This window comes from Knoellia sinensis KCTC 19936, from assembly GCF_000768705.1.
GTDB classification, from domain to species: domain Bacteria; phylum Actinomycetota; class Actinomycetes; order Actinomycetales; family Dermatophilaceae; genus Knoellia; species Knoellia sinensis.
Genome location: NZ_AVPJ01000012.1, coordinates 69,235 through 93,898, shown reverse-complemented (window position 1 = coordinate 93,898; position 24,664 = coordinate 69,235). Strand labels below are relative to the sequence as shown.

The window sequence follows — 24,664 nt, the reverse complement described above, 5'->3', positions numbered from 1 at the left end:
TACTTGTAGCATCAACTGCATCATGGGCATCGACTTCGTCACCATCGCCATCGTCTTCGGCACGATCTTCGTCGTCGAACTCCCCGACAAGACCTTCATCGCGACGCTCGTGATGTCCACGCGGTTCCGGCCGCTGCTCGTCTGGCTTGGTGTCGTGGCGGCGTTCTTCGTGCAGACGCTGGTGGCTGTCGCCATCGGTGGAGTCCTCGCCCAACTGCCGAAGCGTCCGATCGAGATCGTCGCGGCCGTGCTCTTCCTCATCGGCGGCATCATCCTGCTCCGCGGGGCGAGCAAGGCCGACGCGGAGGAGGCGGAGACCGAGGAGGAGTTCGGTGAGAAGTCCGAGTCCGCGTCCGCCAAGCACCTCGCGGGCTGGAAGATCATCACCTTCTCGTTCACAGTGCTCTTCCTCGCCGAGTGGGGCGACCTCTCGCAGATCCTCACGGCGTCGATGGTGCTGCGCTTCGACGACCCGGTGTCGGTGTTCATCGGGGCGTTCCTCGCACTGGCCGCCGTGTCGGGTGTGGCGGCCCTGCTCGGCCGGACGCTGCTGCAGCGCATCCACCTGTCGACAATCCGGCGCATCGGCGGTGTCGTGTGCCTCATCCTCGCGACGGTGAGCGCCCTGCAGATCTTCGGCGTCATCTGAGCCCGGTCGCTGAGTTCTGCCCCGCCGAGTCCCGGCTCGACCCGGGCCGGGTGAGGAGTCGGACCCCTCAGGCCAGGGCATTCCGCACGTCGGTCCGAGCGAAATCGTCACCTTTGAACAGGAGCGAATCGCCTCGGCTGATGGCGAGCGCGTAGGAGAAGACGTCCCCCAGGTTCAGTGCTGCCGGATGACGGCCCTTCCCGAAGCGTCGCCAGCCCCGGATGGCCACAGCAGCGTCATCCGGGCCGCTTGGCGTCACCTGGATGCCGTATTCGCCCATCAACAGCTCCAGGTCGCGGGCCGCATCCTGACCCGCGCGAGCCTCCAGGACCATCGTCGATTCGACCAGCGTGACGGTCGACATGACCAGGGGTTCGCCCGCCGTCACGATGGAGTCGAGGTAGACCTCTGCTTCTGGCTCCCCCAGGACTATCGCGACGAGCGCGGAACTGTCGATGACCATGCTCAGGAAGGTAGACCGTTCTCGTCGTATCCCAGGATTTCATCCACAGGTCGCTCGTCGAGGATGGGGCGGGCCCGGCCCCGAGCAATGATCTCCTCCCCCACGGAGCGACGAGCCGCCCGAGTCTGGTGGCGAACTCGCTCGAGGCGCTCCTCGATCGCGCGTCGCGCCGCCACGGTGATCGACTCGCCGGTGGCCTGAGCAAGTTCGCGGGCGAGGCGGTCCGTCTCCGGGTCCTTGATGTTGAGGGCCATATCCTCAGGCTACGCGGATTCCACCTTGTAAGGAAGAAAGGAAGAATCTGAGGAAGACACATCGTCGGGTTCGTCCCGGTTGACCCACCAGAGGAGCCCCAGCGCCACCAACCCGCCCGCCACGTCGGCGTTCTGCAGGATCCGCCCCGGCAGTTCGGGCCACTCGGGATGGTTGAGATACGAGATGCCCCACCACGGCATCCGGCACAGGAACCACACCGCGACGACCACCCCGGCCACGAGCCGGCGCGAGCGCCACGTGGAAGTCCCAGCTGCGCCGACCGAGCGTTGCCACGGCCGCGCCCCCAACAGAGCGAAGATCACGACGACGATCCAGTGGTAGTGGTGGATCCACGCCACCGGCGAGAGCAGGCAGGCCAGCAGGCCCACGACCGCCACCTCACCGATCGAGTCGTCGCGCAGCCACATCTGCCGCGCCAGCCGGAACCCGAACCACCCCACGATCGCCACGAGCACGAGCCAGATCGCCGTCCCCGCCAGGCCTTCCGGTCCCACACGCAGGAGGAACCCGCGCATCGACTGGTTCGACGTGCCGAAGTTCGGCCCCAGCCGCGCCGGGTCCTGCAACGCCCCACCCCAGAACGCGAACGACGCCTCCGGCAGCAGCACCCACGAGCCGAGCGTCACGCCGACCGCCGTCCCGACCGCCGTCGCCGCCTCGCGCCAGCGCCGGTTCACGAGGTAGTGCACGACGAACACCCCGGGCGTGAGCTTGATCGACATCGCGAGCCCGACGAGCACCCCCGGGGGCACCCACTTGAGCAACCCGGGTCGGGGGCGTCGCAGGTCCATGAGGCATGCCAGCACCATGAAGGCGTTGACCTGCCCGAACCGGATCCCGTCCGACACCGGGTGCAACCACAGCATCGGCGCGACCAGCGCCGCCAACGCGAGGGGCACCCATGGTCCGGCTCGATGGATGAGCCGCCACCCGGCATACCAGACGATCGCGGCGGTCGCCGCGACCTGGGCGGCGGTCCAGAGCCAGCCGGCCACCCCGAACGGCACCCACGCCAGCGGGATCGCGAGGATCGCCGCGAACGGCGGATAGGTGAACGGCAGCAGCTGCGGCGCCTCGGTCATCGCGGCATAGATCGGCCGCCCGGTCATGATCGAGACGCCGGCCTCGCGGTAGACCTCGACGTCGACCTGCCACTGGTCGAGCGGCCAGAACACCAGGTAGCGCAGGACGACCGGAACGGCCGCGAGTGCGATGACCGCGACCGCGAGCGGCCATTGCCACTTCGACGCTGGCGGTCGGCGCCGAGCCTGCGGTTGCGTCGTGGTCACCGGGCCATTGTTCCCTGTATGCCGTTCACACACGTTCTCCACATGCCCCTCACGTCCGCTTCAGGGCCGATCGAACCCGCCCCCTTAGGATCCTGATGTGCTTCGCCGAACCTTCGCCGCCCTGCTGCTCGCCCTAGCCACGGTGCTCGGGCTGAGCGTCGCGACGGCTCCCGCGTCGGCCGCCACGCCCGTCACCACCGCGGCTCCGGCCTCCGCGGCTCCGGAGCCGTTCGGCGCCACCGTCCTCATCGGAACCGGTGGCATCACCTGGACCGACGTGTCCGCCAAGGGCACCCCCAACCTCTGGCAGCTCCTGCGCGACGGCTCGAGTGCGGCCATGTCGATCCGCTCCGTCGACACCAACACCTGCCCTCTCGACGGGTGGCTCGGGGTCTCGGCGGCCAACCGTGCCGCGGCCCCACGAGCGGGCACCGGGCCGGTCCAGCAGCGCCCGTGCGACCCGATCGAGGAGCCTGCGGGCGGTGTCATCCCGCGTTGGGAGGAGTACCAAAAGGCTGCGGCATCGCGCCAGTTCGACGCCAAGTTGGGACTTCTCGGCGAGGCCGCCGCGAAGTCGGACACGTGCATCAAGCCGGTCGGGCCGGGCGCGGCCATCGCCGCGGCGATGCCGGAGGGGACAGCGGACCGCTACTCGCCCTATTCGGACGAGACGCTCCTGGTCGACCTCAACACCTGCCCGGTGACGATCGTCGACGTCGGCAGCGTGCGCGACCCCGCTGACGTCGCCGCGGGCGAGACGGTCGAGGGCGGCTCCCGGACCGAGCAGATTGCGGCCATCGACAAGCGGATCGGGGACGTCATCAACGCCGCTCCCGGTGGCGCGGACTTCATCGTCGCCAGCCTCTCCGACGCCGGCGTCACCGAGCGCCTGCGCCTGGCCGTCGCGCGTGGCCCGAACTTCGGCTCGGGCCGCCTCAACGCCCAGTCGACCCGACAGCCCGGCCTCGTCCAGGCGCAGGACGTCCCGGCGACCCTCATGGCGATCACCGGCATCGAGCCCCCGACCGGCCTCGGCGGCACCCGGATGACCTTCGATCCGGCCCCGGACAACTCCGAGGCGCGCGCCGAGGACCGCCTGCAGGCGCTCGTCGACTACGACCTCGCGAGCCACGAGGTCCACAGCCTCGTGCCGCCGTTCTTCAACACGTTCGCCTACGGCCAGCTCGTGATCTACCTGCTCGTCTTCCTCGTGTGGAAGGGCAAGATCGGCGGCCCCGACACCCGCCGCAAGGTCCTCGGGATCGTGCGCGTCGTCGCCGTCGCCGCCGCGTCGGTGCCCGCGTCGACGTTCCTCGCGAACCTCATCCCCTGGTGGCGCTTCCCCATCCCGATGATCTCGATCGTCGGCGCCGTCGGCATCTTCGTCGCTGCCATCGCGTATGCCGCGCTGCGCGGCCCGTGGGCCCGCTCGGCTCTCGGACCGCTCGCCTTCGTCGCGGGCGTGACCGTCGCCGTGCTGGCGGGTGACGTGATCACGGGATCACGCCTGCAGCTGTCGTCGCTCATGGGCCTCCAGCCCGTCGTGGCCGGGCGCTTCTATGGCATGGGCAACGTGACATTCGCACTGTTCGCGACGTCGTCGATCCTCCTCGCCACGGCGGTGTCGAGCTATCTCGTGCGGGCGGGTCGGGATCGCATCGCGGCGCTGGCGGTCATCGTGATCGCCGTGGGAACGGTCATCGTCGACGGGGCACCGTTCTGGGGCGCCGATGGCGGCGGACCCCCCGCCTACATCCCCGGCATCACCTATCTCATCCTCTCGATCCTCGGGATCCGGATGACGTGGCAGCGGGTCGGGCTCATCGGCCTCGGGTCGGTCGGACTCTTCTTCGTCGTCGCCCTCCTCGACTTCCTGCGGGCACCGGACAACCGCAGCCACCTGGGCCGCTTCATCCAGGCGATCATCGACGGCAACGCCCTCGACATCGTCGTCCGCAAGGGTCAGCAGAACATCAGCATCCTGCTGGGCAACGCTCCCCTGACCCTGCTCGTGCCGGCAGCGCTCCTCTTCGTCATCTACGTCCTCGCACGGCCGACGTCGTGGGGCTCGAAGGGACTCGCGAAGTCGTTCGAGAAGGCGCCCACGCTGCGTGCCGGCCTCATCGCCCTGGTCATCACGCTGACGATCGGCTTCCTCATCAACGACTCCGGCACGGCGATCCCCGCGGTCGGCGCGACGGTGGCGGTGCCACTCATCGTGAGCGTCGTCGTCAGGAACCTCGAGGAGGACCTGCGGTCCGTCGCAGGGACGCGGCGCGCACGGCGCGCGTGACGAGCCAGATCCAGACCAGTGCCAGGACGACCGGGGCAAGTCTCGTCCGGACCGCCATCGTGAGGTCCTGCACCTCCGGTGTCATCCCGAGCACCCGACCCGGCGTGTAGGCGCACGCCATGACCCACAGGCGCGCCAGCAGAATCGGCACGACGACGTCGAGGCCGACGGCGACGGCCGGCAGGGCCGCCCAGACGACGACGTCGTACCAGGGCAGCGTGTAGGACGCCGCCAGGGCATAGGCGCCGGTGAGCACCGCGAGCCACAGCAGCGCCCGCTCCCCCACCCTTGCGTCAGCGTCAACGGTCGCCCGTGCAGCCGTTGACCCTGACGCAACGGAAGCGCGGGTGAGGCGGGTCAGGCAGATCGCGAAGACGATCGCGGTGAGCGCCGCGAGCACCGAGATGAGGGTGCGCACGTCCTGCCCTCCACCGACCGCCTCGAGCAACCACCGCCACGGCGTGGCAAGGGACACCGCTCTCGCGGACCGTTCGACCTGGTCATAGACGTTCGGACCGGCCCACAGGTGCAGACCACCCGCCACCAGCGCCGCCGCTCCGAACATGACGCCGCCACGCGCGAACCGACGACCACGGATGGCGAGGAGGATCGCGAGGAGGACGACGGCATACGTGAACTTCGACGACAGCGCGAGCGCCGCGAAGGTGCCGGCGAGTGCGGCACCGGGCAGTCCGGCATACCGGTGGATCGCCCAGACGGCCGCGACGACGAGAGCCGTCGCGACGAGGTCGACGTGCGCACCGAGGACGCCGACCGAGAAGACGAGCGGGTTCGCGGTCCAGAGGACGTCGATCCGGCCGCGTTGTCCGGGCAGGATCCGGCGCAGCAACCAGCGGATCGCGAGCCACGCGGCGATGACGAGGAGCTGCCACAGCCACACGGTCTGACGCACGTTGTCGCCGCCGCCCAGCGAGGTGAGCCCGTGGAGGAGCGTCGCGAACGGCCCGTAGACACTGGGCTCCTCACGCCACGGCGCCTCGACGGCGGACACCACGGGATCGCTGTCACCGCGCCAGTCGATCGGCGACACGAGCCACGGGTTGCCCCCTTGGGCGAGGATGCGCCCATAGGCCGCATAGCTCAGGTGGTCGCCCGACCCGAAGGGTGCCGAGAGCGCCGCGCCGACAGCGAGGACGGCGACGGCGGCGCGGGGCAGCTCGCGTTCTGGCCTGCGGAGCGCGATCAGGATTGCGATCGCGCCAAGCGTGTATGCCGTCCACATCGCCGCCGTGACCGCTCCCGGTCCCAGCGCGATCGGGAGGAGAGTGCCGGGCGCCCAGCCGCGCTCGCCGAGGTTGGGGGAGGCGGCGTTCGGGAGGCTCAGCCCTAGGGCGACGAGGAGGCCAAACGCCGCGATGAGCAACGCGGTGCGGGCATGGTCGGCCCCTGCCCACGACGCGTTCCGGGTGACAGGGGCGACGGCCGGAGCCAGATCGCCTGCGTCAGAACCGTTGTGCGACACCGGGTGCACGCTGCGAGAGGGCCTTGCGCACGCGCCGACGGGTGAGGGCGCGCCAGACATCGCGATATTGCTTGGCACGGTGCACCTGGCCCCGCCAGTCCTTGCCGGAGACGCGGTGCTGGAGGTCGCACGGGACCTCTTCGACCCGGAGGCCGGCGCCGAGGATGTCGACGGTGAGACCGACCTCGACGCCCCAGCCGGGGGCGAGCGGGCTCGCGGCGTCGAAGGCCTCGGCGGTGAGGCAGCGCATGCCGGAGAGGGGCTGCTTGGCGGTCCAGCCGGTGAGGTTCTGGATGCCGTCGCGGGCCAGACGGACGACGAACCCGTGTCCGCCGCCCGCGGTCTGCTGCGGCGGGAGGGTCGCGATGGTCATGTCCGCACGCCCTTCAAGGACGGGCGGGATGAGGACGCCGAGGTTGCTCGCCGAGCCCTCGAGGTCGCCGTCGACGAAGAGCAGGTGCCGGGGTGAGTTCTCGTCGGTGGCGTTGAACGACTCGAGTTCGCGCAGGTGGCGGACGCCGGTCTCGAGCGCCGCGGCCTTGCCGAAGTTGCGGGCGTGGACGATGACGTCGGCCCCGGCCGCGTCGGCCGCAGCGGCGGTGTCGTCGGTGCTGCCGTCATCGACGACGACGACTTTGTCGACTCCCTCAAGCCCCAGGACGGCCTCGACCGTCGCGACGATCCGATCCGCCTCGTCCTTGCACGGGATGATGGCAGCGACGGTCCGCTGACCGTGCGGGTTCACGACCGACGCCCCGTTGACCACCATCAGCGCAGGGTGACCTGGCGGCTCAGGAGACCCGAACGCGCCCGGCGCTCCTCGGCGGTGAGGGCGTCCGTGGAAGCCAGCGCGGCGGCATACCTCTCGCCGAAGGCGCCGAGACCGGCCTCATGGTCGGCGGCGTCCGAATCGGCGGGGACCTCGAAGACGGGGACGAGGAGTCCGCACGCGCGGAAGGCGCCGAGGAGGCGGGTGCCGTCGCCGAGGGCCGACGAGCCAGCGGCATGCAGTCGGGCGAGGGCATCGGTGGCCGTGTCCTCGTCCTCGGGGAGGATCAGGCGGATGTAGGTGCGGTCACCGATGCGGACCCAGTAGGCCGACGACAGCGCCTCCATGCGCTTGGTCGGGACGACCGACTCGTTGGCGCGGTCGAGGGAGGACTGACCCTCCTCGTCGAGCTCCTGGCCGTCGACCCAGAACTCGAAGCCCTCGTGCACGACGACCTCGAACGGGGCGCTCGTGTCGAGGAGGTCCTGGAGGCGCGGCGTGTCGCCGGTCGCGGCGGCGACGTGCTGGACGGCGGTGCCGGGCTCCACAGCGGCGCCGGCGAGGATCTGCGCGGCGAGGTCGCGGCTCGGGTCACCCGAGGCGGAGCCGGACTGCGTGCCGATGAGGACGGTGCCGTCGGCGCGGTGCAGGGCCGGCCAGGCCATGGGGAGCACCGTGGCGATGGTGACGTTCTCGGCACCCTCTGGAGCCTTGCCCGAAGCGAACGTCACGGCCGCCGTGGCAGCGGGCAGGATCTCGCGGATCGCCACCCACTCCGTCTCCTGCGGTAGCCCCTCGAAGGGACGGCTCACATACGGAACGGCCGCCGAGCGCTGCCGCTTGGCGGGTGCGCCCGAGTCGTCGGTGGTCCTGCGTCGTCGCGAAGCCTTGCCCATGGGGTGCAGCGTAGTGGTGTGGTCGACTTGCCTCGCCCTTGCGTCCGCAACTTCGGGGCGTATGCCGTCGGGTTGCCGGACGCTGTCGCTGGCCTTGCCCTTGCGTCCGCAACTTCGGGGCGTATGCCGTCGGGTTGCCGGACGCTACGAGCTCAGGTCAGGTGGCGCGGCGGCGGCTCGGTCCGCCCATGGCAGCCCACACGGTCTGGGCACCCTTGTCCTCGCCCACACCCCACTCGTGCGCGAGCGAGCGGATGATGCGCAGCCCTCGGCCACTGGACACCCATACGGCTGCCGGGGCCGGGACGGGCACGGTGTCGCCGCCGCCGTCGGTCACCTCGACCTCGACGACCTCACCGCGCACCTTCCAGCGCACACGCAGGCAGCCGTCGGCGAGGGGCCGGGCGTGCCGGATCGCGTTGGTCATGAGTTCGGAGACCACGATCTCGGTTTCGTCGACCGTCTGCTCGTCGAGGCCCCGGGCTCGCAGGTCGGCGACGACGGCCTTGCGCACGCGCGTCACCGTCGAGGCGCCCCAGGGCGCGCGGATCGTGCGCACCTGGCCGTGGCCGATGGGGCCGCCGAACTCGTCGAGGGCGGGTTCGTCCTTGGAAGTCACGCGCTGGACTCTAATCGAGCAGCGCCATCACGTCGCGCGGTCGATCGGTGATCATGACGTCGACATCGAGTTCGACGCAGCGTTCGACGTCCTCGGGTTCGTTCACCGTCCACACATAGACCTGGTGACCGCGGCGCTGGTGTGCACGCACGATCGACGGGGTCCGACGCACGATTCGGACGTCCAGGCCGACGATGTCGATGCCCGTGGGAAGTGACCCGTCGAAGGACATGCGCGGTGCACCCATCTCGACGAGATAGACGAGCGGAACCTGTGGTGCCAGCCCCCGCATCCGCATGAGGGCCAGGAGCGAGAACGACATGACACGCACGTGCGGCAACTGAGACAGGTCACCGGTCGTCAGCCCGAACTCGCGCAACACCGTGACGAGCTGCCGCTCGACGAGGCCGCCGTAGCGCGTCGGGTGCTTCGTCTCGATGAGGGTGAGCAAGTCCTGGCGCTGATCGACCAGAGCTGCGAGGAGTTTGCGGAGGGTGAGGATGCGGCCGCGCTCGGGGTCCCGGTCGGCGCCCTCGGGGGCGGTTCCGTCGTCGAGGACCTTCCAGCTGGCCCAGTCGAGTTCCTCCAGCCGCGCCAGCTCAAGTGTGGAGATGACGCCCTTGCCGTTGCTCGTGCGATTGGCTCGCCGGTCGTGGACGCACACGAGGTGGTGGTCGGCCGTGAGCCGCACATCGCACTCGATCCCGTCGACTCCGAGACCGAACGCGGTCGTGTAGGCGGCAAGGGTGTGCTCGGCGTGGGTGTCACTCGCTCCGCGGTGGGCGACGACTCGGGGCTTGTCGCCGGGCTGCCTCCGCTCGCCCGCGCTCCCCGCCGCACTCGCCTGCATGCGCCCCATCGTTCCAGCGCGGCGCCTCCGGTGGGAGGAGCGACTCACAGAACTGGACGGCATACCGTTGAATCATCGTGAGCCTGCCGCCCTTCCAAAGCCTCGTCGACGCGCACTGGCGCGACGTCGGTCGACTCGCGCATGCGTTGGCCGGTCCCGATCACGGCGACGACGTCGCCCAGCAGGCCTGGACCCAGGCGCTCGCGGCCTATCCGCGGGTCACGTCGACGCGCAACCTGCGGGGTTGGCTGCTGACGATCACGCATCGGTGCGCCATGGATGTGCACCGGTCACGGCGCCGGACGGTGGCCCACGAGGACCCTGGTTCTCTGCCTGCGGCGCCTGTCGTGGCTGCGCCGGTGGAGCCGGACGACGGGTTGTGGGCGCGGGTCGCGGCCCTCCCTGAGCGTCAACGGGAGGCCGTGGTCCTCAAGTACGTCGGGGACCTCGACCATCGCGCTGTGGCTGCTGCGTTGGGTACGACGCCGGCGATGAGTCGGCGTCTGGTGTCGGATGCGCTCGCTGCGCTCCGGGTGGATGTGGAGGAAATGCGATGAGTTCTGTGTTTGCTGAGTTTGCGCCGGAGGTGCGGCGGCCCGTGCTGCCGGAGACCGACATCTCGTATGCCGTGTCTGACACGTCCGTGGGTCGCTTGCTGTTGGCGGTGCGTTCCGACGGGCGGCTTGTCACGTCGGCGTATGTCGCGTCGGCCGACGAAGAATCTGCATGGTTGCAGCGGCTGGCCGATGTCGTATCGCCGCGGGTGCTGCACCACGAACGGCCGCTCGACGGGGCGCGTCGGGAGCTGGACGACTACCTGGCCGGGCGGTTGGAGCGGTTCTCCGTGCCCGTGGACCTGGTGCTGGCCAGTGCGTTCCAGCGGTCGGTGCTCTCGGCGCTGGCAGCGCAGGTGGGCTATGGGTCATCGACGACCTATGGCGCGCTGGCTTCGGCGATCGCTCGGCCGAAGGCCTCTCGGGCGGTCGGGACTGCGCTGGGCGCGAACCCGTTGTGCGTCTTCGTGCCCTGTCACCGAGTGCTGCCAGCGGGCGGTTCCGTGGAGGGCGGCGTCCGCAACGTCGGCGGGTATGCCGGCGGGCCGGCGGCCAAGGAATTCCTCCTCACGCTCGAGGCCCGTTCCGCCCCCTGACGCTCTCGTGCCGCGCCAACGTCTCTCGGCGTTCCTGGTCGTGGTCGACGATGCGCTCCGGGTAGCCGTGCCCCAACCCGCCCGCGCTGCGCCACGGCTCGTGGGCCGCGGCCCCCTCGAGGTGGCGCAGCTCCGGGATCCATCGACGGACGTAGCCACCGTCGGGATCGAACCGCAGGCCCTGCTTCACCGGGTTGAACACGCGGAAGTACGGCGCGGCGTCGGTGCCCGTCCCGGCGACCCACTGCCACCCGTGGTTGTTCGAGGCGATGTCGCCGTCGAGGAGGTGGTCGAGGAAGTGGCGCGCACCGACCGGCCACCACACGTGCAGGTCCTTGGTGAGGAAGCTCGCCGTGACCATCCGCAGCCGGTTGTGCATCCACCCCTCGGCCAGGAGCTGCCGCATGCCGGCGTCGACGAACGGGTAGCCGGTGCGGCCCTCGCGCCATGCGTCGACGAGCCGATCGGTCTCGGGACCTCGGTCGTAGGGCAGGTGGGTGAGGTTGTCCCGCAGGTCGTGCCACGCGGAGTCCGGGTTCTCCCAGAGGACGTCGGCATAGAACTCCCGCCAGGCCAGTTCGGTGGTGAAGGTCTCCGCTCCCGCCGAGCCGGCAGCGTCGTGCGCCGCGACTTCGGCAAGGAGGGTGCGGGGGTGGATCTCGCCGTACTTGAGCGGGATCGAGAGCCGGCTCGTGGTGTCGAGGTCGGGACGGTCGCGCTCGGTCCGGTAGTCGGCCAGTCGCTCGTCGAGGAACGTCCGCCACCGCGCGAGGGCGGCCGCCTCCCCCACTGCGGGGCTGTCGGTGGAGGTGGCGGCCCTCGGAAGGATCTCGCTGTCCACCCCGCTGGCCCACCTCACCGCTCCGGGATGCGGGGCGGGCCCCGGCCAGCCGTGCTCCCGCCAGGCGCGGGCGAAGGGGGTGAAGACCTTGTATGCCGTCCCCGCACCCGTGCGGATCCGTCCCGGCCCCACGGCATACGGCGTTCCCGTGGCGACGAGGTGGCGACCGTCGGTCGCGAGCGCCGCCTCGACGGCCTCGTCCCGGCGCCGGCCGAAGGGGGTGGTTTCGCGGCTGACGTGGACGGACGAGGCCCCGACCTCACGCGCCAGGTCCGGGATGACCGTCCGGGGGTCGCCGGAGCGGACGACGAGCCGACCGTCCGTGGTCTCGTGAAGGTCGGCCAGGGATGCGAAGAGCCGTTCGGTGCGGGGCGTGCGATGCCCGAGGAGTCGCTGGTCGAGCACGAAGACCGGCACGACTCGCGCGTCGGCCTTCATCGACTCGAGCAGGGCGGGGTGGTCGCCGAGCCGCAGGTCCCGGCGGAACCACAGCACCGACACGGTCACTCGCGCGACGCCCGCGAGCTGAGGGCGGTCCAGGCGCGACCGGGGACGAGGCGCGCGACCCTCATCGCCACGGCCATGGGCAGCGGGAAGGAGATGTCGTCGTCCCCGGACTCCATGCCGTCGGCGATGGAGCGAGCGGCCTCGTCCGCGTCGATGAGGAAGGGCATCGTGAACCGGTTGGTGTCCGTCATCGGTGTCCGGACGAAGCCCGGGGACACCGTGGTCACGCGAACTCCGCTGCGGGACAGGGACGCTCGCATGGCCTCGAGCAGGTTCAGCTGGGCTGCCTTCGTCGCCCCGTAGGCCTCCGACCCGGCGAGGCCGCGGTAGCCGGCGACCGAGGCGATGCCGACCACGTGCCCGGCCCCCGATCGGGCGAATTCGGGCACGACGGCACCGAGGACGTTGTTGAGACCGAGGAGGTTCACCTCGATGTGACGGGCGAAGTCGTCGCGGTCCCACGTGGTCGCGTCGAACTGTTTCCAGTAGGCGGCACTGTGGATGACACCGTCGAGGCCGCCGAGTTCGGCGCGGACGGCGGCCGCCGCGCCATCGACGGACGCTCGGTCGGTGACGTCGACCGGGACGACGGCGATCGGCGCCGCAGCGATCGAGGCGGCGTCCGAGCGGCCCGACCCGGCGACCGCTTCGAGCTCCTCGCGGCGCCGCGCGCTGATGGCGACACGGGCACCTCGGCGCACCAGCTCGTGGGCCAGCTCGGCGCCGATGCCGCTGGAGGCTCCGACGATCCAGATCCGCTGTCCCGCAACGGGTTCACGACTCATGAGCGTCGCGCCAGGCTGATCTGGGCCACGTCGAGGTAGCCCGTGCTGAACCCGGCCTCGCAGTAGGCGAGATAGAACTCCCACTTGCGCCGGAAGGTGTCGTCGAACCCGAGTGCCTCGACTCGCGGCCAGGCCTCGGTGAATTGCTGGCGCCACCGGTGCAGGGTCTCGGCATAGTCGGTGCCGAACGCGTGGACTGCCTGCCGTCGCAGCCCGGTGTGGTCGCGGACGACCTCGTCGATCGCCTGCAGGCTGGGGATGAGCCCACCGGGGAAGATGTGCTTCTGGATCCAGCCGAAGGAGTTGCGCGTGGCGAGGTAGCGGTCGTGCGACATGAGGATCGACTGGATCACGATGCGACCGTTCGGCGCGAGGAGACGGTCGAGGGAGGCGAAGTAGCTCGGCCAGAACTCCTCGCCGACGGCTTCGATCATCTCGACGGAGACGATGGCGTCGTACTCCCCTGTCGCTTCGCGGTAGTCCTCGAGACGGATGTCGACGCGATCGTCGAACCCTGCGGCGGCGACCCGCCCTCGAGCGAGGTCGGCCTGCTCGCGGGACAGGGTGAGCGTCGTGACGTCGGCGCCGCGGCGAGCAGCCTCGATGGCGAGCGTGCCCCAACCGGTCCCGATCTCGAGCACCCGTGTCCCCGCCCCGACCCCGGCGCCGTCGAGGATCGCGTGGACCTTGCGGAGCTGCGCCTCCTCGAGTGACTGCGCGGCCAGCGGGCGGGTGTGGTCGAAGAGCGCGGAGGAGTAGGTGAGGGTCTCGTCGAGGAAGGCGGCGAACAAGTCGTTGGACAGGTCGTAGTGGGCCTCGATGTTGCGGCGGGACCCGGCAGGAGTGTTGCGCTGCACGGCGGGGACGGCACTGTCGACCATGCGGCGCAGGGCCAGGAGCGGCTTGGGGACAGCGGTCGTCATCCGATCGGCGAAGGGGATCATGACGTCGGCCAGGTCGGTGCCCGGACCGGGCTGCCAGTCCCCTGCCATGTAGGACTCGCCGATGCCGATCTTGGGATGACGGCCCACGCGGGCGAAGAACGCATCCGGGCGCACGAGCTGGATCGAGGCCACTCGCTCGCCATCGTGCCCGGCGACGTCACCCAGGCGGGTGCCGTCGGGCAGCTCAACGGTGACTGGCACCCGGTCGAGCACGGTGCCGATGACCTTGCGGGCCAGGGCTGCCCGGACACGCGGCGGCGTGAGCAGCGCAAGCGGGGCGAGTTCGGCCCGGTGAGTGGCGGTGGTCATCGTGCAGCCTCCTGGCTGGGGGTGGATTCGTGTGATGGGCGCTTCACGACGGGGAGGCGCCGGAGCCAGAGACGGATCCCATGCCACCGGATCAGGGCAGGGACGCGGTAGGTCATGAGCGGGTGTCGGAGGGACAGCGCGAGCACGGAGTGCACCGTCGCCGGGCGCGGGTCGCCCATGGCCGACGCCGTGAACACCGTCTCGCCGGCCCGGTCGAGACGGATGGACGCGCCGACGCGACGTGCGTCGAGACGGAGGCGGACGGCATACGAGCCGGAGAGGTCGTTGAACGGGGAGACGTAGAACGCCTTGTCGACGCTCGCGTTGCCGTCCGCGTCCGGCGCGAGCACGTAGGAGTGCCGCTCCCCGTAGGTGTTGTGGACCTCGAGCACCGCTGTGCCGAGCCGGTCCTCGGCGTCGAGGCAGAAGAAGACCGTGAGCGGGTTGAACGCGTGGCCGAGGGCACGGGCGTGGGCGAGCATGAGGATCCGCGTCCCGTCCGGGAGTGGGCGCCCACGCTCGGAGCAGAAGCGGCGGACGTCACCGGCAATGCCGATTCCGTGCCGGTCGACAGCGCCCCCGCCGGCGAGATGGTCACGGGGGTCGAATCTCGCGAGCGAGGTCAGCGGCCACGGCAGACGCGGCAGGTCGTCGACGTCGACGAGCCACTGGTAGTGACGGTGGCGGAACCGGTGGACGACCGGCTGGCGCCGGGCGTGCGAGACCTCCCCGACCACGAGGCTCGGTGTCGAGGGCCTCACCATGACGCACCGAGCCGGGCGGCCGCCTCGACACCGGAGCGGCAGCCGTCCTCGTGGAATCCCCAGCCGAGGTGGGCCCCGGCGAAGGCGAGCCGCGGACCACCCGCAGTGCGCAGGGTGTCGGCTGCCGCGACGGCTTCGGCGGTGAAGATCGGGTGGTCGTACTCCATGCGGGCGGTGACGAGGTCCGGGTCGACGCGCCCCTCCGGATCGAGCGTGACGACGTGGTCGTCCCGATCCCGTATGCCGCTCAGCCGGTTCATCCAGTAGCTCACCGTCACGTTCGGTGCCGGCGTGCTGCACGACGACATGCGGTAGTTCCACGAGGCCCGAGCGGCCGGAGTCGACGGCAGCACTGTCGAGTCGCGGTGCAGCCAGACCGTGTTGCGGGAGTAGCGGATGGCGCCCAGGCTCTCCTTCTCCTCCGGGCTGGCGTCGACGAGCAGCGCGAGCGCCTGGTCGGCGTGGGTCGCCACCACTGCCTTGTCGTGCGTCACCGTGCGTTGCCCTTCGACCCGCACGTCCACCCCGTCGGAGTGCCTCGACACCGCAGCGACCCGGCTCGCCCGACGGACATCGGGGAGTCCCGAGGCGAGCCGGTCGACGTAGGTGGCCGACCCGCCGACGACGGTGCGCCACGTCGGCGAACCGGTGACCGTGAGCATCCCGTGATGGTCGAGGAACCGGAAGAGGTGTCGCGCCGGGTAGCTCTCGGCGTCGAGGTCGCCGCACGACCACACGCACGCGACGAGCGGGATGGCGAAGTGCCGGATGAAGTAGGTGCTGTAGCCGCCGTCGCGGAGGAACTCGCCCCAGGTGGGGCCGGATTCGTGGCCCTGTCCGGAACCGGAGTCGGCACCGGCCAGCACCTTCCGGGCGGCCCGATGGAAGCGCGGCACCTCGGTGAGCATCCGCACGAAGCGCGGATCGGCGAGCCGACGCGGCTGGGCGAGGATGCCCCCGAGTCCGCGCCCACCGGCATACGAGAGCCGGCATCCGTCGCAGGTGATGCTCATGCTCATCTCGGCAGGCTGGGTGCGCACTCCGAGCTCGTCGAAGAGTCGGGTGAGATGGGGGTAGGTGCGATCGTTGTGGACGATGAACCCGCTGTCGACGCGGAGGTTCCCGCCGGACGAGCCGGGGACGTCGTGGGTGTGGGCGTGGCCGCCGAGGCGGGAGTCGGCCTCAAAGAGGGTCACGTCGTGGGTGCGGGCGAGGACGTGGGCTGCGGTCAGGCCGGTGACGCCGGCCCCGATGACCGCAACGGTCGGGCGCTGGTGTCGCGTCACGTGTGCTCCTTTGCTGGCGGTGCCGGGTCTGTCGCGGACAGTTCGTGGCCGACGGGGTCGCGGATGGGGTCAGCGCCAACGTAAGATGGTTGTACAAGGTTTGTCAAAGGTTTGAGGAGTGGGACCATGCGCATCATCCGGACCATCACGGTCGACGTCCCCCGCTCGGCGGCGTTCGAGTTCCTGAGCGACTTCACGACGACCATGGAGTGGGACCCGGCGACCGTCCTCACCGAGCGGGTGAGCGGTGATCGAGGGGTCGGCACCGTGTATCGCAATGTGTCCCGCTTCCTGGGGCGCGAGTCGGAGCTGACCTACGAAGTCACCACCCTCGAGCCCGGCCGGAGGTTCGCCCTGCGCGGCGAGAACAAGACCCTCGTGGCCCATGACGTCATGACCTTTGCGGGCGACGAACGCCGGACCGAGCTCACCTACGAGGCGACCTTCACGTTCAAGGGCCTGGCACGAGTCGTGGCGCCGCTCCTGGCACCGGCCTTCACAAAGCTGGGCGACGACGCGGAGCAAGGATTGCACTCCGCCCTCCAGCGGCTGGCTGGGACCGGGCGCGGCAAGACCGGGGCCTAGGCTGCACAGACCATGTACACGATCAAGCGCGTCGCCGAGCTGACCGGGGTCGGGCTCTCGACGTTGCGCGCCTGGGAGCGCCGCTACGGCGTCGTGACACCCCAGCGATCGGACGGGCACTACCGGCTCTACACGGACGCGGACGTGCGCACGATTGCCATCATGGCCGCGCTGGTCCACGACGGCTGGAGCGCCGGTGAAGCCGCGGCGGAGACCCTGCAGCGGGTGACGGGCAGCGTCGAGCACCTCGAGCACCTCGAGTCCGGCGCGGATCCGGCGGGTGCCGACGGTGCGGGCACGGAGGCACTGGGTGAGCTGATTCGGGCGGCCGACAACCTCCAGGCACCGGAGGTTGCTGCTCTCCTCGACCGCGGCCTCGCCTCTGGGGGGACGTTCGAAGAGGTGGCCAACAGGTGGCTGATGCCGACGCTCATCGGCGTCGGGGAGGCCTGGGCGGACGGTCGGCTCAGCGTCGCCGGGGAGCACCTCGTCAGTTATGCGGTGCAGCGCCGACTCGCGGCCTTCTACGAGTCGGCGTCGGGGCGGGGCGCCGGGCCGCTCGTCGTGTTCGGGCTGCCGCCGGGGGCGCGGCACGAGCTGGGAATCCTCACCTTCGCGGTGGCGGCGCGCCGCGCAGGAGTGTCCACCGCCTATGTCGGCGCAGACCTCCCCGGCGACACCTGGGAGTCCGCGGTTCAGACGCGCCGTGCCGCGGCCGTCGTCATGGCGGTGCCGCGACTCGCGGACGTGGTCGCCGCCCAGGGTGTGGTGGATCGCCTGCGGGCCGGGTCACCCGACCTCGTCATCGGGGTGGGTGGGCGCCACCAGGACGACGTCTCCGGGGTCACCCACCTGGGTCACGACTTCGCCGCCGGCGCAGCCCTGCTCCAGTCCGAGGTCAGCACTGCGGCCACCGGAGGTCAGGGGTCGGGGAAGTCCGGGCCGTCGATGTCGTAGCCGCCGAGCAGCTTGGCCATGGCCAGGTGCGGCTTGGCCTCGTCGTGCCGGGACTGGCGCTGCAGGGTCCGACCGAGCAGCAGCAGCGCGTAGTGGTCGTCGGCGTGGTCGACGAGCATGGCGCGCAGGATCTCCTCGGCGCGGGAGAGCTGGGCCGAGTGGTAGTAGGAACGCGCGAGATAGAGGCGCAACTCGGTCGTGCCGTGCAGGGGCGGCTCGAGAGCAGAGCGGTCGACGAGCTCGGCAAAGAGCGGTGCGGCCGCGGCATACTCTCCGAGTTCGAAGCGCATGCGTGCCATCTCGTAGTCCTTGGCGAACGAGTCCTCGCCCATGATCTCTCTCCTCCTCGATGTGTGCCGCTAGTGCAATCTAGGAGTCCTCCAAGATATTCCTAGCCGAGCCGATCAACGGAACGCGGGCAGCCCGGTGAGCGCCTGTCCGATGACGAGCTGGTGGACCTCGGAGGTGCCCTCATAGGTGAGGACCGACTCGAGGTTGTTGGCGTGCCGCATCGGGGAGTACTCGCCGCTGATCCCGTTGGCGCCCAACAGGGTTCGACATTCCCGAGCGATCGCGATCGCCTCGCGGCACGAGTTGAGCTTGCCCAGCGACACCTGCTCCGGCCGCAGCGTCCCGGCGTCCTTCAAGGCGCCCAGGTGCAGGGCCAGGAGCATCCCCTTGCCGAGCTCGAGCGTCATGTCGGCGAGCTTGGTCTGGGTGATCTGGTAGCCCGCGAGCTTCTTGTCGAACATGTCGCGGTCCTGCGTGTAGGCGATCGTCGTCTCCAGCGCATCGCGGGCCGCGCCGAGCGCGCCGAAGATGATCCCGAACCGCGCTTCCGAGAGGCACGACAGCGGCCCGGACAGCCCGCGCGCCTCGGGCAGCATCGCCGATGCCGGCAACCGCACGCCTTCACAGACGAGTTCGGCCGTCACCGACGCCCGCAGCGACAGCTTGCCGGTGATCTCGCGCGCCGAGAATCCAGGCGCCGACGTCGGCACCACGAACCCGCGCACCGTCTCACCATCGCTGGCGTCGGTCCGCGCCCAGATGACGGCGACGTCGGAGACCGAGCCGTTGGTGATCCACATCTTCGTGCCGTCGAGGATCCAGTCCTCACCGTCGCGTCGCGCCCGCATCCGCATCCCCGCGGGGTTGGACCCGAAGTCGGGCTCGGTCAGACCGAAACACCCGATCGCCTCGCCCTTCGCCATCCGCGGCAGCCACTCCTGCTTCTGCTCCTCGGACCCGTAGCGCCAGATCGCGAACATCGCGAGCGACCCCTGGACGGAAACGAGGCTGCGGATGCCGGAGTCGACCGCCTCCAGTTCCGCACAGGCCAATCCGTATGCCGTGGCGCTCGTCCCAGCGCAGCCGTAGCCCTCGAGGTGCATCCCGAGGAGACCCAGCTCCCCGAGCTGGGGGGCGAGGTCCCGGACGGGAACGGAGCCGGCCTCGAACCAACCGGGGACGTGCGGTCGCACCTGGTCATCAAGGAACGACCGGACCGTGTCGCGCATGTCGCGGTCCTCGGCAAGGAGCAGCCCGTCGATCCCGAAGAGGTCGAGGGGCTTCTGGGCCCTGGGCGAGTCAGCCATCAGGCGGCCCGACCCTCGGCCTCGCGCTTGATGCTCTCGAGCGTCCGGCGCATCCCGTCGACGAGTTCGCGCTCGAGCCCGGTCTGCCCGCCGAGGAAACGATCGGCGAGGGTGTCGGAGAACGCCGTCGTCCCTCTTGGGGTCTCACGGCGCTGGATCACGCGAGTGCCGGTCTCGGTGGGTTCGAGGGAGAACGACCACACCGACTGGTTGTCCTTGGCGACGAACGCGAAGCGGCTGGGCTCGTCGTACTCGATGACCTTGGTGCGCATCGGCCAGAACAGCAGGCCCTTGCGGTTGAGGTTCCAGGCGCGCGTGCCCTCGCGCACCGGGCGCGGCCGGACGTGTGCGGCGATCACCATCGGACTGTGCCGCACCATGGCGGCCGGGTCGGCGACGATCGACCAGACCCGCTCCGGGGTCGCAGCGATCTCGATCCGTTCCTCGAGGGTGGGCTTGATGCGGGAAACGTCCGTGGCCATGGCGCCGAATCTACCCGCGGCAGGGTCAGGTCTCCCCGGCTCCTTCGCCGTGAGGCTCGCCGGCCCCTTCGTAGTGAGCGAGGACCGCGGCCGCACGATCGCGCACGGCCGCGCGCAACTCGGGATGGTCCACAACCTCGGCACCGACCCCCAACTGCCAGAGGGCCCACACCGCATGCCGGAAGTCCTGGAAGGCGACCGCCACTCGCACCCACCCGCCGGGCTCAACCGTCTCGTCGTGCAGGGCGACCACCGTCCCCGCGAGCTCGTCGCGTCGTGACGGACTCACCCGCACCTGCACGGTGAGGAGATCGCCGCCTGCACGGAAGCGCTCACTCCGCTCCCGCCACGCCTTGCCGAGGTCGACGCGCTCGGAGCGTTCGGCGGGTTCTGGAAGTGCTTCGGCGGACTCGATGCGGGACAGCCGATAGGTGCGGTCCTCCCCCGACTTCGTGGCCAGCAGATAGGCGTGCTCGCGGACTGTCACCAGCCCGATCGGGTCGACCGTCCGCGAGGTTGCCTGCCGGTTTGGTGGCGCGTAGCGGATGCGCAACTTCAGCCCGGCGAGGACAGCCCGGCGCACCTCACGCATGAGTTCGCTGGGCACCTCTTCCGGGAACTGTTGGCGCGAGAGCAGGTCCGTCCCCGGATCGATGAGCAGGCGTTCGGCCACCCCTGAGGCTGTCTGCCGATGGCGAGCCGGGAGTCCGTCGACCACTTTGAGCATCGCCGCGGACAGGGCGGGCCCGAGTCCGAGCAGTTGCGCACCACGCCTCGATCCGGCCACCAGCAAGGCGAGGGCTTCGTCGTCACCCAGCCCGGTGAGTTCGGTACGGAACCCGGGCAGCAGCGCGAATCCCCCGTGCCGCCCCCGCTCGGCATAGACGGGAATGCCTGCCGTGGAGAGGGCCTCCATGTCCCGCAGGACAGTGCGCGTCGAGACCTCAAGTTCCTGTGCGAGCGCAGAGGCGGACATCCGACCGTGCTGGCGCAGCAGGAGCACCAGCGACACCAACCGATCTGCACGCACCTCCTGATCCTCGCAGGAATACCTGACACAACGTGTCGTGATTGCCCACCAAGGTGAGTCGAGCCGACAACGTGACGACCCGGCATACCGAATCAACGAACGAGGAGCAGACATGGCAATCGAACGGACGGCCATCAACCCGGTGACGTGGTCACTGGAGATGGGCTTCAACCAGGGGGAGGTCGTCACCGGGCAGACGCGCACGCTCTACTGCTCCGGCCAGACAGCGATGGGCGTCGACGGCACCCCGCAGCACGACGGCGACATGGCGGCTCAGCTCACGCTCGCCCTCGACAACCTCGAGGCGGTGCTCGGCGCCGCCGACATGAGCCTGGCGAACCTCGTCCGGCTCAACGTCTACACGACTGATGTCGACCTGCTCTTTCAGCACTACGGCGTGCTCGCGGGACGCCTCGGCGCGGCGAGGGTCGCACCCCCAACCACGATGCTTGGCGTCACTCGACTGGCCATCCCCGGACAGATGGTCGAACTGGAAGCAACCGCGGTCGACTGACACGGCCAAGATGACCGGCGCTAGGTCCTCCCGGGGCGACCCGGGAGGACCTAGTCTCCGCTCATGCAAACCCCTGACATCAACTATCTGGCCGTCGTCCTCGCCGTCATCGCGAGCATGGTCGTCGGCTTCGTCTACTACCACCCCAAGGTCATGGGTGAGCGGTGGATGAAGGCCATCGGTCACACCGACGAGTCGGTCCAGGGCGGGTCGAACGCGGTCTATCCGATGATGATCGTCGCGAGCTTCGTCACCGCGTGGGTGCTCGCCGGGGCGACGTGGCTGAGCCACGAGTTCTATGGCGGCTCCTACCTCACCAACGCCCTGGTCACCGCCTGGATCCTCTGGCTCGGCTTCACGGCCGCCCGCGTATTCGTCCACGACGCCTTCGACCCGCGCAAGTTCGCCGTCACCGGGCACACGGTGCTCAACGAGTTCCTCGTCGTCACCGCGATGGCGCTCGCGATCGGGCTGCTGCCGCCGAACTGACGTCGTCCCCAGACTGGCGCCGACAAAGTCAGGTGACGGGACGGCATACGGGATTGGACAATCGACTCTTGTGGCACATCTCGAGGTCAACCAGGTCGGGTTCACGCTGCCCGACGGACGCCCCCTGCTCGACGCCGTCCAGTTTCGCGTCGGCGAGGGGCAGCGCGTCGCGCTCATCGGCCCCAACGGGACGGGCAAGACGACGCTGACCCGGATCATCTCGGGGGACCTCACCGCGCACGAGGGAGCGATCACTCTGTCGGGGACGCTCGCGGTGATGAACCAGTTCGTCGGCAAGGTCCGAGACGAGTCGACCGTGCGCGATCTGCTCATTTCCGTTGCGCCAGAACGCATTCGGAAGACGGCGCTCGCTGTTGATGCCGCCGAGCTGCGGATCATGGAGGTCGACGACGAGCCCGCCCAGATGGCCTACGCACAGGCGCTCGCCGATTGGGGCGACGCGGGCGGCTACGAGTTCGAGACGACCGTCTGGGACACCGTCACGACCCAAGCCTTGGGTATGCCGTTCGAGCGGGCTCAGTGGCGTGCCGTCACCTCCCTCTCGGGAGGCGAACAGAAGCGCGTGGTCCTGGAGGCCCTGCTCAGCGGGCCTGCGGACGTGCTGATCCTCGATGAGCCGGACAACTACCTCGATGTGCCGGCGAAGCGGTGGCTCGAGGATCGGCTCATCGCCTCGGACAAGACGGTGCTCTTCATCAGCCACGACCGCGAACTGCTGTCGCGGGTTGCGACGGCGATCGTGACGTTGGAGCCCGGAGCGAACGGGGCGAATGCGTGGACGCACCCGGGGTCGTTCGCCACGTGGCACCAGGCGCGGGTCGACCGCAACGACAAGCTCGAGGAGATGCGGCGCCGCTGGGACGAGGAGCACGCCAAGCTCAAGGCGCTCGTCATCAGGTATCGCCAGAAGGCCTCCTACAACGCCGACATGGCCTCCCAGCTCCAGGCCGCCGTGACCAAGCTCGACCGCTTCGAGAAGGCCGGGCCGCCCGAGAAGGTCGCCATCCCGCAGAACGTGCGCATGCGGCTCACCGGCGGGCGTACGGCCAAGCGAGCGGTCGTGTGCTCGGGCGTGGAATTGTTGGCGCCTGATCCGCAGTCGGGTGCCGACGACCTCATGAAGCCGTTCGATCTCGAGGTCTGGTTCGGCGAGCGTGTCGCCGTGCTCGGATCGAACGGGTCCGGCAAGTCGCACTTCCTGCGGCTTCTGGCGGTCGGCGGGAGCGACCCCGACGTCGAACACCGGCCAGTGGGCGATCTGGTCGTGGAACCGGTGCGGCACAACGGTTCTGCCCGGTTGGGGTCGCGCGTGCGACCGGGTTGGTTCGCCCAGACCCACGACTCCCCGGCCCTGCGCGGGCGCACCCTGCTCGAGATCCTGCACCGCGGCGACGAGCACCGCGCCGGCCGCGGGCGCGAGGAAGCATCACGGGTCCTCGACCGCTACGAGCTGGCTCGACAGGGCGAGCAGACGTTCGACTCGCTCTCGGGCGGGCAGCAGGCCCGCTTCCAGATCCTGCTGCTCGAACTCTCGGGCGCGACCCTCCTGCTCCTCGACGAGCCGACCGACAACCTCGACCTTCACTCGGCCGAGGCCCTCGAGATCGCCCTGGGCGCCTTCGAGGGCACGGTGCTCGCCGTGACCCACGACCGCTGGTTCGCGCGGGGCTTCGACCGCTTCCTCGTGTTCGGCGCCGACGGTCGCGTCGTCGAGACCCCCGAACCCGTCTGGGACGAAGCCAGGGTCGCCCGCGCCCGCTGACCAGCGAGGGCTGCCCCATGGCGTGGTCCGGGGTGCGTGCCCCTCGCGTGGCCCGCGACGCGCTAGCGGCCCTCCAGTCTGTGCGCGCCCGTTCCCCGATCAGCGCACCTCGCAGGGCTTGCGCGCACATCCCTCCGGACCGACGCACGTCCCGGGTCACGCGACGGGGCACCCACGGAGCCCTACAACCAGCGGAAGTTCTCGTCGTCAGCCGACGGGTCCTCAGGATCCTCGGGTGTCGGCGCGGGAGTCAGCAGCGTGAACTCCTCACCGTCCGGCCCCCGCACGGTCGCGATCCGCCCGGACTCGAACTCGTACGGCTCCGACGGCGCCTCACCACCAGCAGCACGCACCCGATCACACGCCGCATCGACATCGTCGACCTCGAACGTCACGCACCACCGCTGCCCGAGCTCATCGCCCGGCTGGAGCACGCCCATCCCACCGACGGGCACGTCCTCCCCTTCCGGAGTGAACATCGCATAGTCCATCCCCGGCGTCTCCATGTCATCGAACGTCAGCCCGAAGACATGGGCGTAGAACGTCTTCGAGATCCCGAGGCTCGGCGTCGTGAGATCGATCCACCCGACCGCGCCGGGCTCGTGGTGTGCCTCGTAGCCGGTGTGCTCGCGGGCGTCCCAGGCGCCGAACGCCACTCCGGTGGGGTCCAGCCACAGCCCCATCCGCGCGAGGTCGCCCACGGCCATGGGCTCCATGAGTGCCTCGGCACCTGCCGCCTCGGCCTTCTCGGCCGTCGCCTCGATCTCGTCGGACGCGAGATAGGTCGTCCACACGTGCGGCCACTCGTCGTCGCCGGGTGCCGGCGGCGAGATCCCCGCGACCCGGCGACCGTTCAACATCGCGAAGTTGTAGTGGCCGTAGTCAGGCCCACTGTCCACGAACTCCCAGCCCAGGACGGACCGGTAGAAGTTCTGGCTGCGTTCGAGGTCTCCGACCATGATCTCGATCCAGCACGGGGTGCCGGGCGCCCAGCGCCGGGTGTGTGTCGCCATGACTTCGACCGTATGCCGTTCGCGCACCCCGCGCGCGAGC

The 24,664-nt window shown here is 70.0% G+C and carries 27 protein-coding genes; 9 read left to right on the top strand and 18 right to left on the bottom strand.

The window, feature by feature from the left end:
* Positions 1 to 22 precede the first annotated feature (22 nt).
* The gene (locus N802_RS14580; protein WP_052109981.1) at positions 23 to 649 is read left to right on the top strand and encodes a TMEM165/GDT1 family protein; all 627 of its coding nucleotides are present in this window, start codon (positions 23 to 25) and stop codon (positions 647 to 649) included.
* A 67-nt stretch (positions 650 to 716) separates the two neighbouring features.
* On the opposite strand, the gene N802_RS14575 is transcribed toward N802_RS14580, so the two are convergent.
* From N802_RS14575 to N802_RS14565, 3 genes are read right to left on the bottom strand one after another with little or no spacing between them, the layout of a single operon-like run.
* Positions 717 to 1,112, bottom strand: a complete 396-nt coding sequence (locus tag N802_RS14575; RefSeq protein WP_035917657.1) for a type II toxin-antitoxin system VapC family toxin — start codon at positions 1,110 to 1,112, stop codon at positions 717 to 719.
* A gap of 2 nt (positions 1,113 to 1,114) precedes the next feature.
* On the bottom strand, positions 1,115 to 1,366 hold the full coding sequence (locus tag N802_RS14570) for a type II toxin-antitoxin system VapB family antitoxin (RefSeq protein ID WP_035917654.1): 252 nt from the start codon (positions 1,364 to 1,366) through the stop codon (positions 1,115 to 1,117).
* A 9-nt stretch (positions 1,367 to 1,375) separates the two neighbouring features.
* The gene (locus N802_RS14565; RefSeq protein ID WP_035917653.1) at positions 1,376 to 2,677 is read right to left on the bottom strand and encodes a glycosyltransferase 87 family protein; all 1,302 of its coding nucleotides are present in this window, start codon (positions 2,675 to 2,677) and stop codon (positions 1,376 to 1,378) included.
* 97 nt (positions 2,678 to 2,774) lie between these two features.
* Here N802_RS14565 and N802_RS14560 point away from each other — a divergent pair, with 97 nt between their 5' ends.
* A complete protein-coding gene (locus N802_RS14560) occupies positions 2,775 to 4,970 on the top strand; it encodes a hypothetical protein (protein ID WP_035917651.1) in 2,196 nt (731 codons plus the stop codon).
* On the opposite strand, the gene N802_RS14555 is transcribed toward N802_RS14560, so the two are convergent.
* The 5 genes from N802_RS14555 to N802_RS14535 all read right to left on the bottom strand — a co-directional run bounded on the left by N802_RS14555 (position 4,909) and on the right by N802_RS14535 (position 9,587).
* Complete coding sequence (locus tag N802_RS14555) at positions 4,909 to 6,453, bottom strand: MptA/MptB family glycosyltransferase (RefSeq protein WP_035917650.1); 1,545 nt, start codon at positions 6,451 to 6,453, stop codon at positions 4,909 to 4,911. The two genes, N802_RS14560 and N802_RS14555, sit on opposite strands and share 62 nt — an antisense overlap.
* The gene (locus tag N802_RS14550) at positions 6,434 to 7,222 is read right to left on the bottom strand and encodes a glycosyltransferase (RefSeq protein ID WP_052109980.1); all 789 of its coding nucleotides are present in this window, start codon (positions 7,220 to 7,222) and stop codon (positions 6,434 to 6,436) included. Before N802_RS14550 ends, N802_RS14555 begins: the two co-directional genes overlap by 20 nt.
* Entirely contained in the window at positions 7,222 to 8,118 is an 897-nt protein-coding gene (locus N802_RS14545) for a DUF5926 family protein (protein WP_035917649.1), read from the bottom strand. The genes N802_RS14550 and N802_RS14545 overlap by 1 nt, the downstream gene beginning before the upstream one ends.
* 157 nt (positions 8,119 to 8,275) lie before the next feature.
* On the bottom strand, positions 8,276 to 8,737 hold the full coding sequence (locus tag N802_RS14540; protein WP_035917646.1) for an ATP-binding protein: 462 nt from the start codon (positions 8,735 to 8,737) through the stop codon (positions 8,276 to 8,278).
* 10 nt (positions 8,738 to 8,747) lie between these two features.
* Positions 8,748 to 9,587 (bottom strand): glycerophosphodiester phosphodiesterase family protein, encoded by an 840-nt coding sequence (locus N802_RS14535; RefSeq protein ID WP_052109979.1) that lies wholly within the window; start codon positions 9,585 to 9,587, stop codon positions 8,748 to 8,750.
* A gap of 77 nt (positions 9,588 to 9,664) precedes the next feature.
* Here N802_RS14535 and N802_RS14530 point away from each other — a divergent pair, with 77 nt between their 5' ends.
* The gene (locus N802_RS14530; protein WP_052109978.1) at positions 9,665 to 10,144 is read left to right on the top strand and encodes an RNA polymerase sigma factor; all 480 of its coding nucleotides are present in this window, start codon (positions 9,665 to 9,667) and stop codon (positions 10,142 to 10,144) included.
* Positions 10,141 to 10,737, top strand: a complete 597-nt coding sequence (locus N802_RS14525; protein WP_035917642.1) for a methylated-DNA--[protein]-cysteine S-methyltransferase — start codon at positions 10,141 to 10,143, stop codon at positions 10,735 to 10,737. Before N802_RS14530 ends, N802_RS14525 begins: the two co-directional genes overlap by 4 nt.
* On the opposite strand, the gene N802_RS14520 is transcribed toward N802_RS14525, so the two are convergent.
* The 5 genes from N802_RS14520 to N802_RS14500 are packed head-to-tail and all read right to left on the bottom strand — an operon-like array spanning position 10,709 to position 16,173.
* The gene (locus N802_RS14520; RefSeq protein ID WP_035917641.1) at positions 10,709 to 12,085 is read right to left on the bottom strand and encodes a cryptochrome/photolyase family protein; all 1,377 of its coding nucleotides are present in this window, start codon (positions 12,083 to 12,085) and stop codon (positions 10,709 to 10,711) included. The two genes, N802_RS14525 and N802_RS14520, sit on opposite strands and share 29 nt — an antisense overlap.
* Positions 12,082 to 12,870 (bottom strand): SDR family NAD(P)-dependent oxidoreductase, encoded by a 789-nt coding sequence (locus N802_RS14515; protein WP_035917639.1) that lies wholly within the window; start codon positions 12,868 to 12,870, stop codon positions 12,082 to 12,084. The genes N802_RS14520 and N802_RS14515 overlap by 4 nt, the downstream gene beginning before the upstream one ends.
* A complete protein-coding gene (locus N802_RS14510; protein WP_035917638.1) occupies positions 12,867 to 14,123 on the bottom strand; it encodes an SAM-dependent methyltransferase in 1,257 nt (418 codons plus the stop codon). The genes N802_RS14515 and N802_RS14510 overlap by 4 nt, the downstream gene beginning before the upstream one ends.
* Entirely contained in the window at positions 14,120 to 14,887 is a 768-nt protein-coding gene (locus tag N802_RS14505; RefSeq protein WP_035917636.1) for a DUF1365 domain-containing protein, read from the bottom strand. Before N802_RS14505 ends, N802_RS14510 begins: the two co-directional genes overlap by 4 nt.
* On the bottom strand, positions 14,881 to 16,173 hold the full coding sequence (locus N802_RS14500) for an NAD(P)/FAD-dependent oxidoreductase (RefSeq protein ID WP_035917635.1): 1,293 nt from the start codon (positions 16,171 to 16,173) through the stop codon (positions 14,881 to 14,883). Before N802_RS14500 ends, N802_RS14505 begins: the two co-directional genes overlap by 7 nt.
* Before the next feature lie 126 nt (positions 16,174 to 16,299).
* Here N802_RS14500 and N802_RS14495 point away from each other — a divergent pair, with 126 nt between their 5' ends.
* Both N802_RS14495 and N802_RS14490 read left to right on the top strand, forming a co-directional pair.
* Positions 16,300 to 16,758, top strand: coding sequence for an SRPBCC family protein (locus N802_RS14495; protein WP_035917633.1), 459 nt, complete (start codon positions 16,300 to 16,302; stop codon positions 16,756 to 16,758).
* 12 nt (positions 16,759 to 16,770) lie between these two features.
* On the top strand, positions 16,771 to 17,715 hold the full coding sequence (locus tag N802_RS14490; protein ID WP_084072244.1) for a MerR family transcriptional regulator: 945 nt from the start codon (positions 16,771 to 16,773) through the stop codon (positions 17,713 to 17,715).
* On the opposite strand, the gene N802_RS14485 is transcribed toward N802_RS14490, so the two are convergent.
* From N802_RS14485 to N802_RS14470, 4 genes are all read right to left on the bottom strand, one after another.
* Positions 17,679 to 18,047, bottom strand: a complete 369-nt coding sequence (locus tag N802_RS14485; protein ID WP_035917630.1) for a tetratricopeptide repeat protein — start codon at positions 18,045 to 18,047, stop codon at positions 17,679 to 17,681. The two genes, N802_RS14490 and N802_RS14485, sit on opposite strands and share 37 nt — an antisense overlap.
* A 72-nt stretch (positions 18,048 to 18,119) precedes the next feature.
* Entirely contained in the window at positions 18,120 to 19,313 is a 1,194-nt protein-coding gene (locus tag N802_RS14480) for an acyl-CoA dehydrogenase family protein (RefSeq protein WP_035917628.1), read from the bottom strand.
* Positions 19,313 to 19,795: an SRPBCC family protein gene (locus N802_RS14475; RefSeq protein ID WP_035917624.1), complete on the bottom strand. Its 483-nt coding sequence runs from the start codon at positions 19,793 to 19,795 to the stop codon at positions 19,313 to 19,315. Before N802_RS14475 ends, N802_RS14480 begins: the two co-directional genes overlap by 1 nt.
* A 25-nt stretch (positions 19,796 to 19,820) precedes the next feature.
* The gene (locus N802_RS14470; RefSeq protein WP_035917621.1) at positions 19,821 to 20,825 is read right to left on the bottom strand and encodes a helix-turn-helix transcriptional regulator; all 1,005 of its coding nucleotides are present in this window, start codon (positions 20,823 to 20,825) and stop codon (positions 19,821 to 19,823) included.
* Positions 20,826 to 20,943: 118 nt separating this feature from the next.
* On the opposite strand from N802_RS14470, the gene N802_RS14465 reads away from it, so the two are divergent.
* The 3 genes from N802_RS14465 to N802_RS14455 all read left to right on the top strand — a co-directional run bounded on the left by N802_RS14465 (position 20,944) and on the right by N802_RS14455 (position 23,611).
* Positions 20,944 to 21,339 carry a RidA family protein gene (locus tag N802_RS14465; RefSeq protein ID WP_211254428.1) on the top strand — a complete coding sequence of 132 codons (396 nt, stop codon included), beginning with the start codon at positions 20,944 to 20,946 and terminating at the stop codon, positions 21,337 to 21,339.
* 63 nt (positions 21,340 to 21,402) lie between these two features.
* Positions 21,403 to 21,828, top strand: a complete 426-nt coding sequence (locus N802_RS14460) for a DUF1761 domain-containing protein (protein WP_035917616.1) — start codon at positions 21,403 to 21,405, stop codon at positions 21,826 to 21,828.
* Between the two features lie 70 nt (positions 21,829 to 21,898).
* Complete coding sequence (locus N802_RS14455) at positions 21,899 to 23,611, top strand: ABC-F family ATP-binding cassette domain-containing protein (RefSeq protein WP_035917613.1); 1,713 nt, start codon at positions 21,899 to 21,901, stop codon at positions 23,609 to 23,611.
* A gap of 182 nt (positions 23,612 to 23,793) precedes the next feature.
* On the opposite strand, the gene N802_RS14450 is transcribed toward N802_RS14455, so the two are convergent.
* Positions 23,794 to 24,624, bottom strand: a complete 831-nt coding sequence (locus tag N802_RS14450; protein WP_035917610.1) for a VOC family protein — start codon at positions 24,622 to 24,624, stop codon at positions 23,794 to 23,796.
* Between the last annotated feature and the right edge of the window lie 40 nt (positions 24,625 to 24,664).

What these genes read in the sequence shown, in the direction of transcription:
- N802_RS14580 (WP_052109981.1), top strand. Translation starts at nt 23, where the DNA reads ATGGGCATCGACTTCGTCACCATCGCCATCGTCTTCGGCACGATCTTC.
- N802_RS14575 (WP_035917657.1), bottom strand. Translation starts at nt 1,112, where the DNA reads ATGGTCATCGACAGTTCCGCGCTCGTCGCGATAGTCCTGGGGGAGCCA.
- N802_RS14570 (WP_035917654.1), bottom strand. Translation starts at nt 1,366, where the DNA reads ATGGCCCTCAACATCAAGGACCCGGAGACGGACCGCCTCGCCCGCGAA.
- N802_RS14550 (WP_052109980.1), bottom strand. Translation starts at nt 7,222, where the DNA reads ATGGTGGTCAACGGGGCGTCGGTCGTGAACCCGCACGGTCAGCGGACC.
- N802_RS14545 (WP_035917649.1), bottom strand. Translation starts at nt 8,118, where the DNA reads ATGGGCAAGGCTTCGCGACGACGCAGGACCACCGACGACTCGGGCGCA.
- N802_RS14535 (WP_052109979.1), bottom strand. Translation starts at nt 9,587, where the DNA reads ATGCAGGCGAGTGCGGCGGGGAGCGCGGGCGAGCGGAGGCAGCCCGGC.
- N802_RS14525 (WP_035917642.1), top strand. Translation starts at nt 10,141, where the DNA reads ATGAGTTCTGTGTTTGCTGAGTTTGCGCCGGAGGTGCGGCGGCCCGTG.
- N802_RS14515 (WP_035917639.1), bottom strand. Translation starts at nt 12,870, where the DNA reads ATGAGTCGTGAACCCGTTGCGGGACAGCGGATCTGGATCGTCGGAGCC.
- N802_RS14510 (WP_035917638.1), bottom strand. Translation starts at nt 14,123, where the DNA reads ATGACCACCGCCACTCACCGGGCCGAACTCGCCCCGCTTGCGCTGCTC.
- N802_RS14505 (WP_035917636.1), bottom strand. Translation starts at nt 14,887, where the DNA reads ATGGTGAGGCCCTCGACACCGAGCCTCGTGGTCGGGGAGGTCTCGCAC.
- N802_RS14495 (WP_035917633.1), top strand. Translation starts at nt 16,300, where the DNA reads ATGCGCATCATCCGGACCATCACGGTCGACGTCCCCCGCTCGGCGGCG.
- N802_RS14490 (WP_084072244.1), top strand. Translation starts at nt 16,771, where the DNA reads ATGTACACGATCAAGCGCGTCGCCGAGCTGACCGGGGTCGGGCTCTCG.
- N802_RS14485 (WP_035917630.1), bottom strand. Translation starts at nt 18,047, where the DNA reads ATGGGCGAGGACTCGTTCGCCAAGGACTACGAGATGGCACGCATGCGC.
- N802_RS14480 (WP_035917628.1), bottom strand. Translation starts at nt 19,313, where the DNA reads ATGGCTGACTCGCCCAGGGCCCAGAAGCCCCTCGACCTCTTCGGGATC.
- N802_RS14475 (WP_035917624.1), bottom strand. Translation starts at nt 19,795, where the DNA reads ATGGCCACGGACGTTTCCCGCATCAAGCCCACCCTCGAGGAACGGATC.
- N802_RS14460 (WP_035917616.1), top strand. Translation starts at nt 21,403, where the DNA reads ATGCAAACCCCTGACATCAACTATCTGGCCGTCGTCCTCGCCGTCATC.
- N802_RS14450 (WP_035917610.1), bottom strand. Translation starts at nt 24,624, where the DNA reads ATGGCGACACACACCCGGCGCTGGGCGCCCGGCACCCCGTGCTGGATC.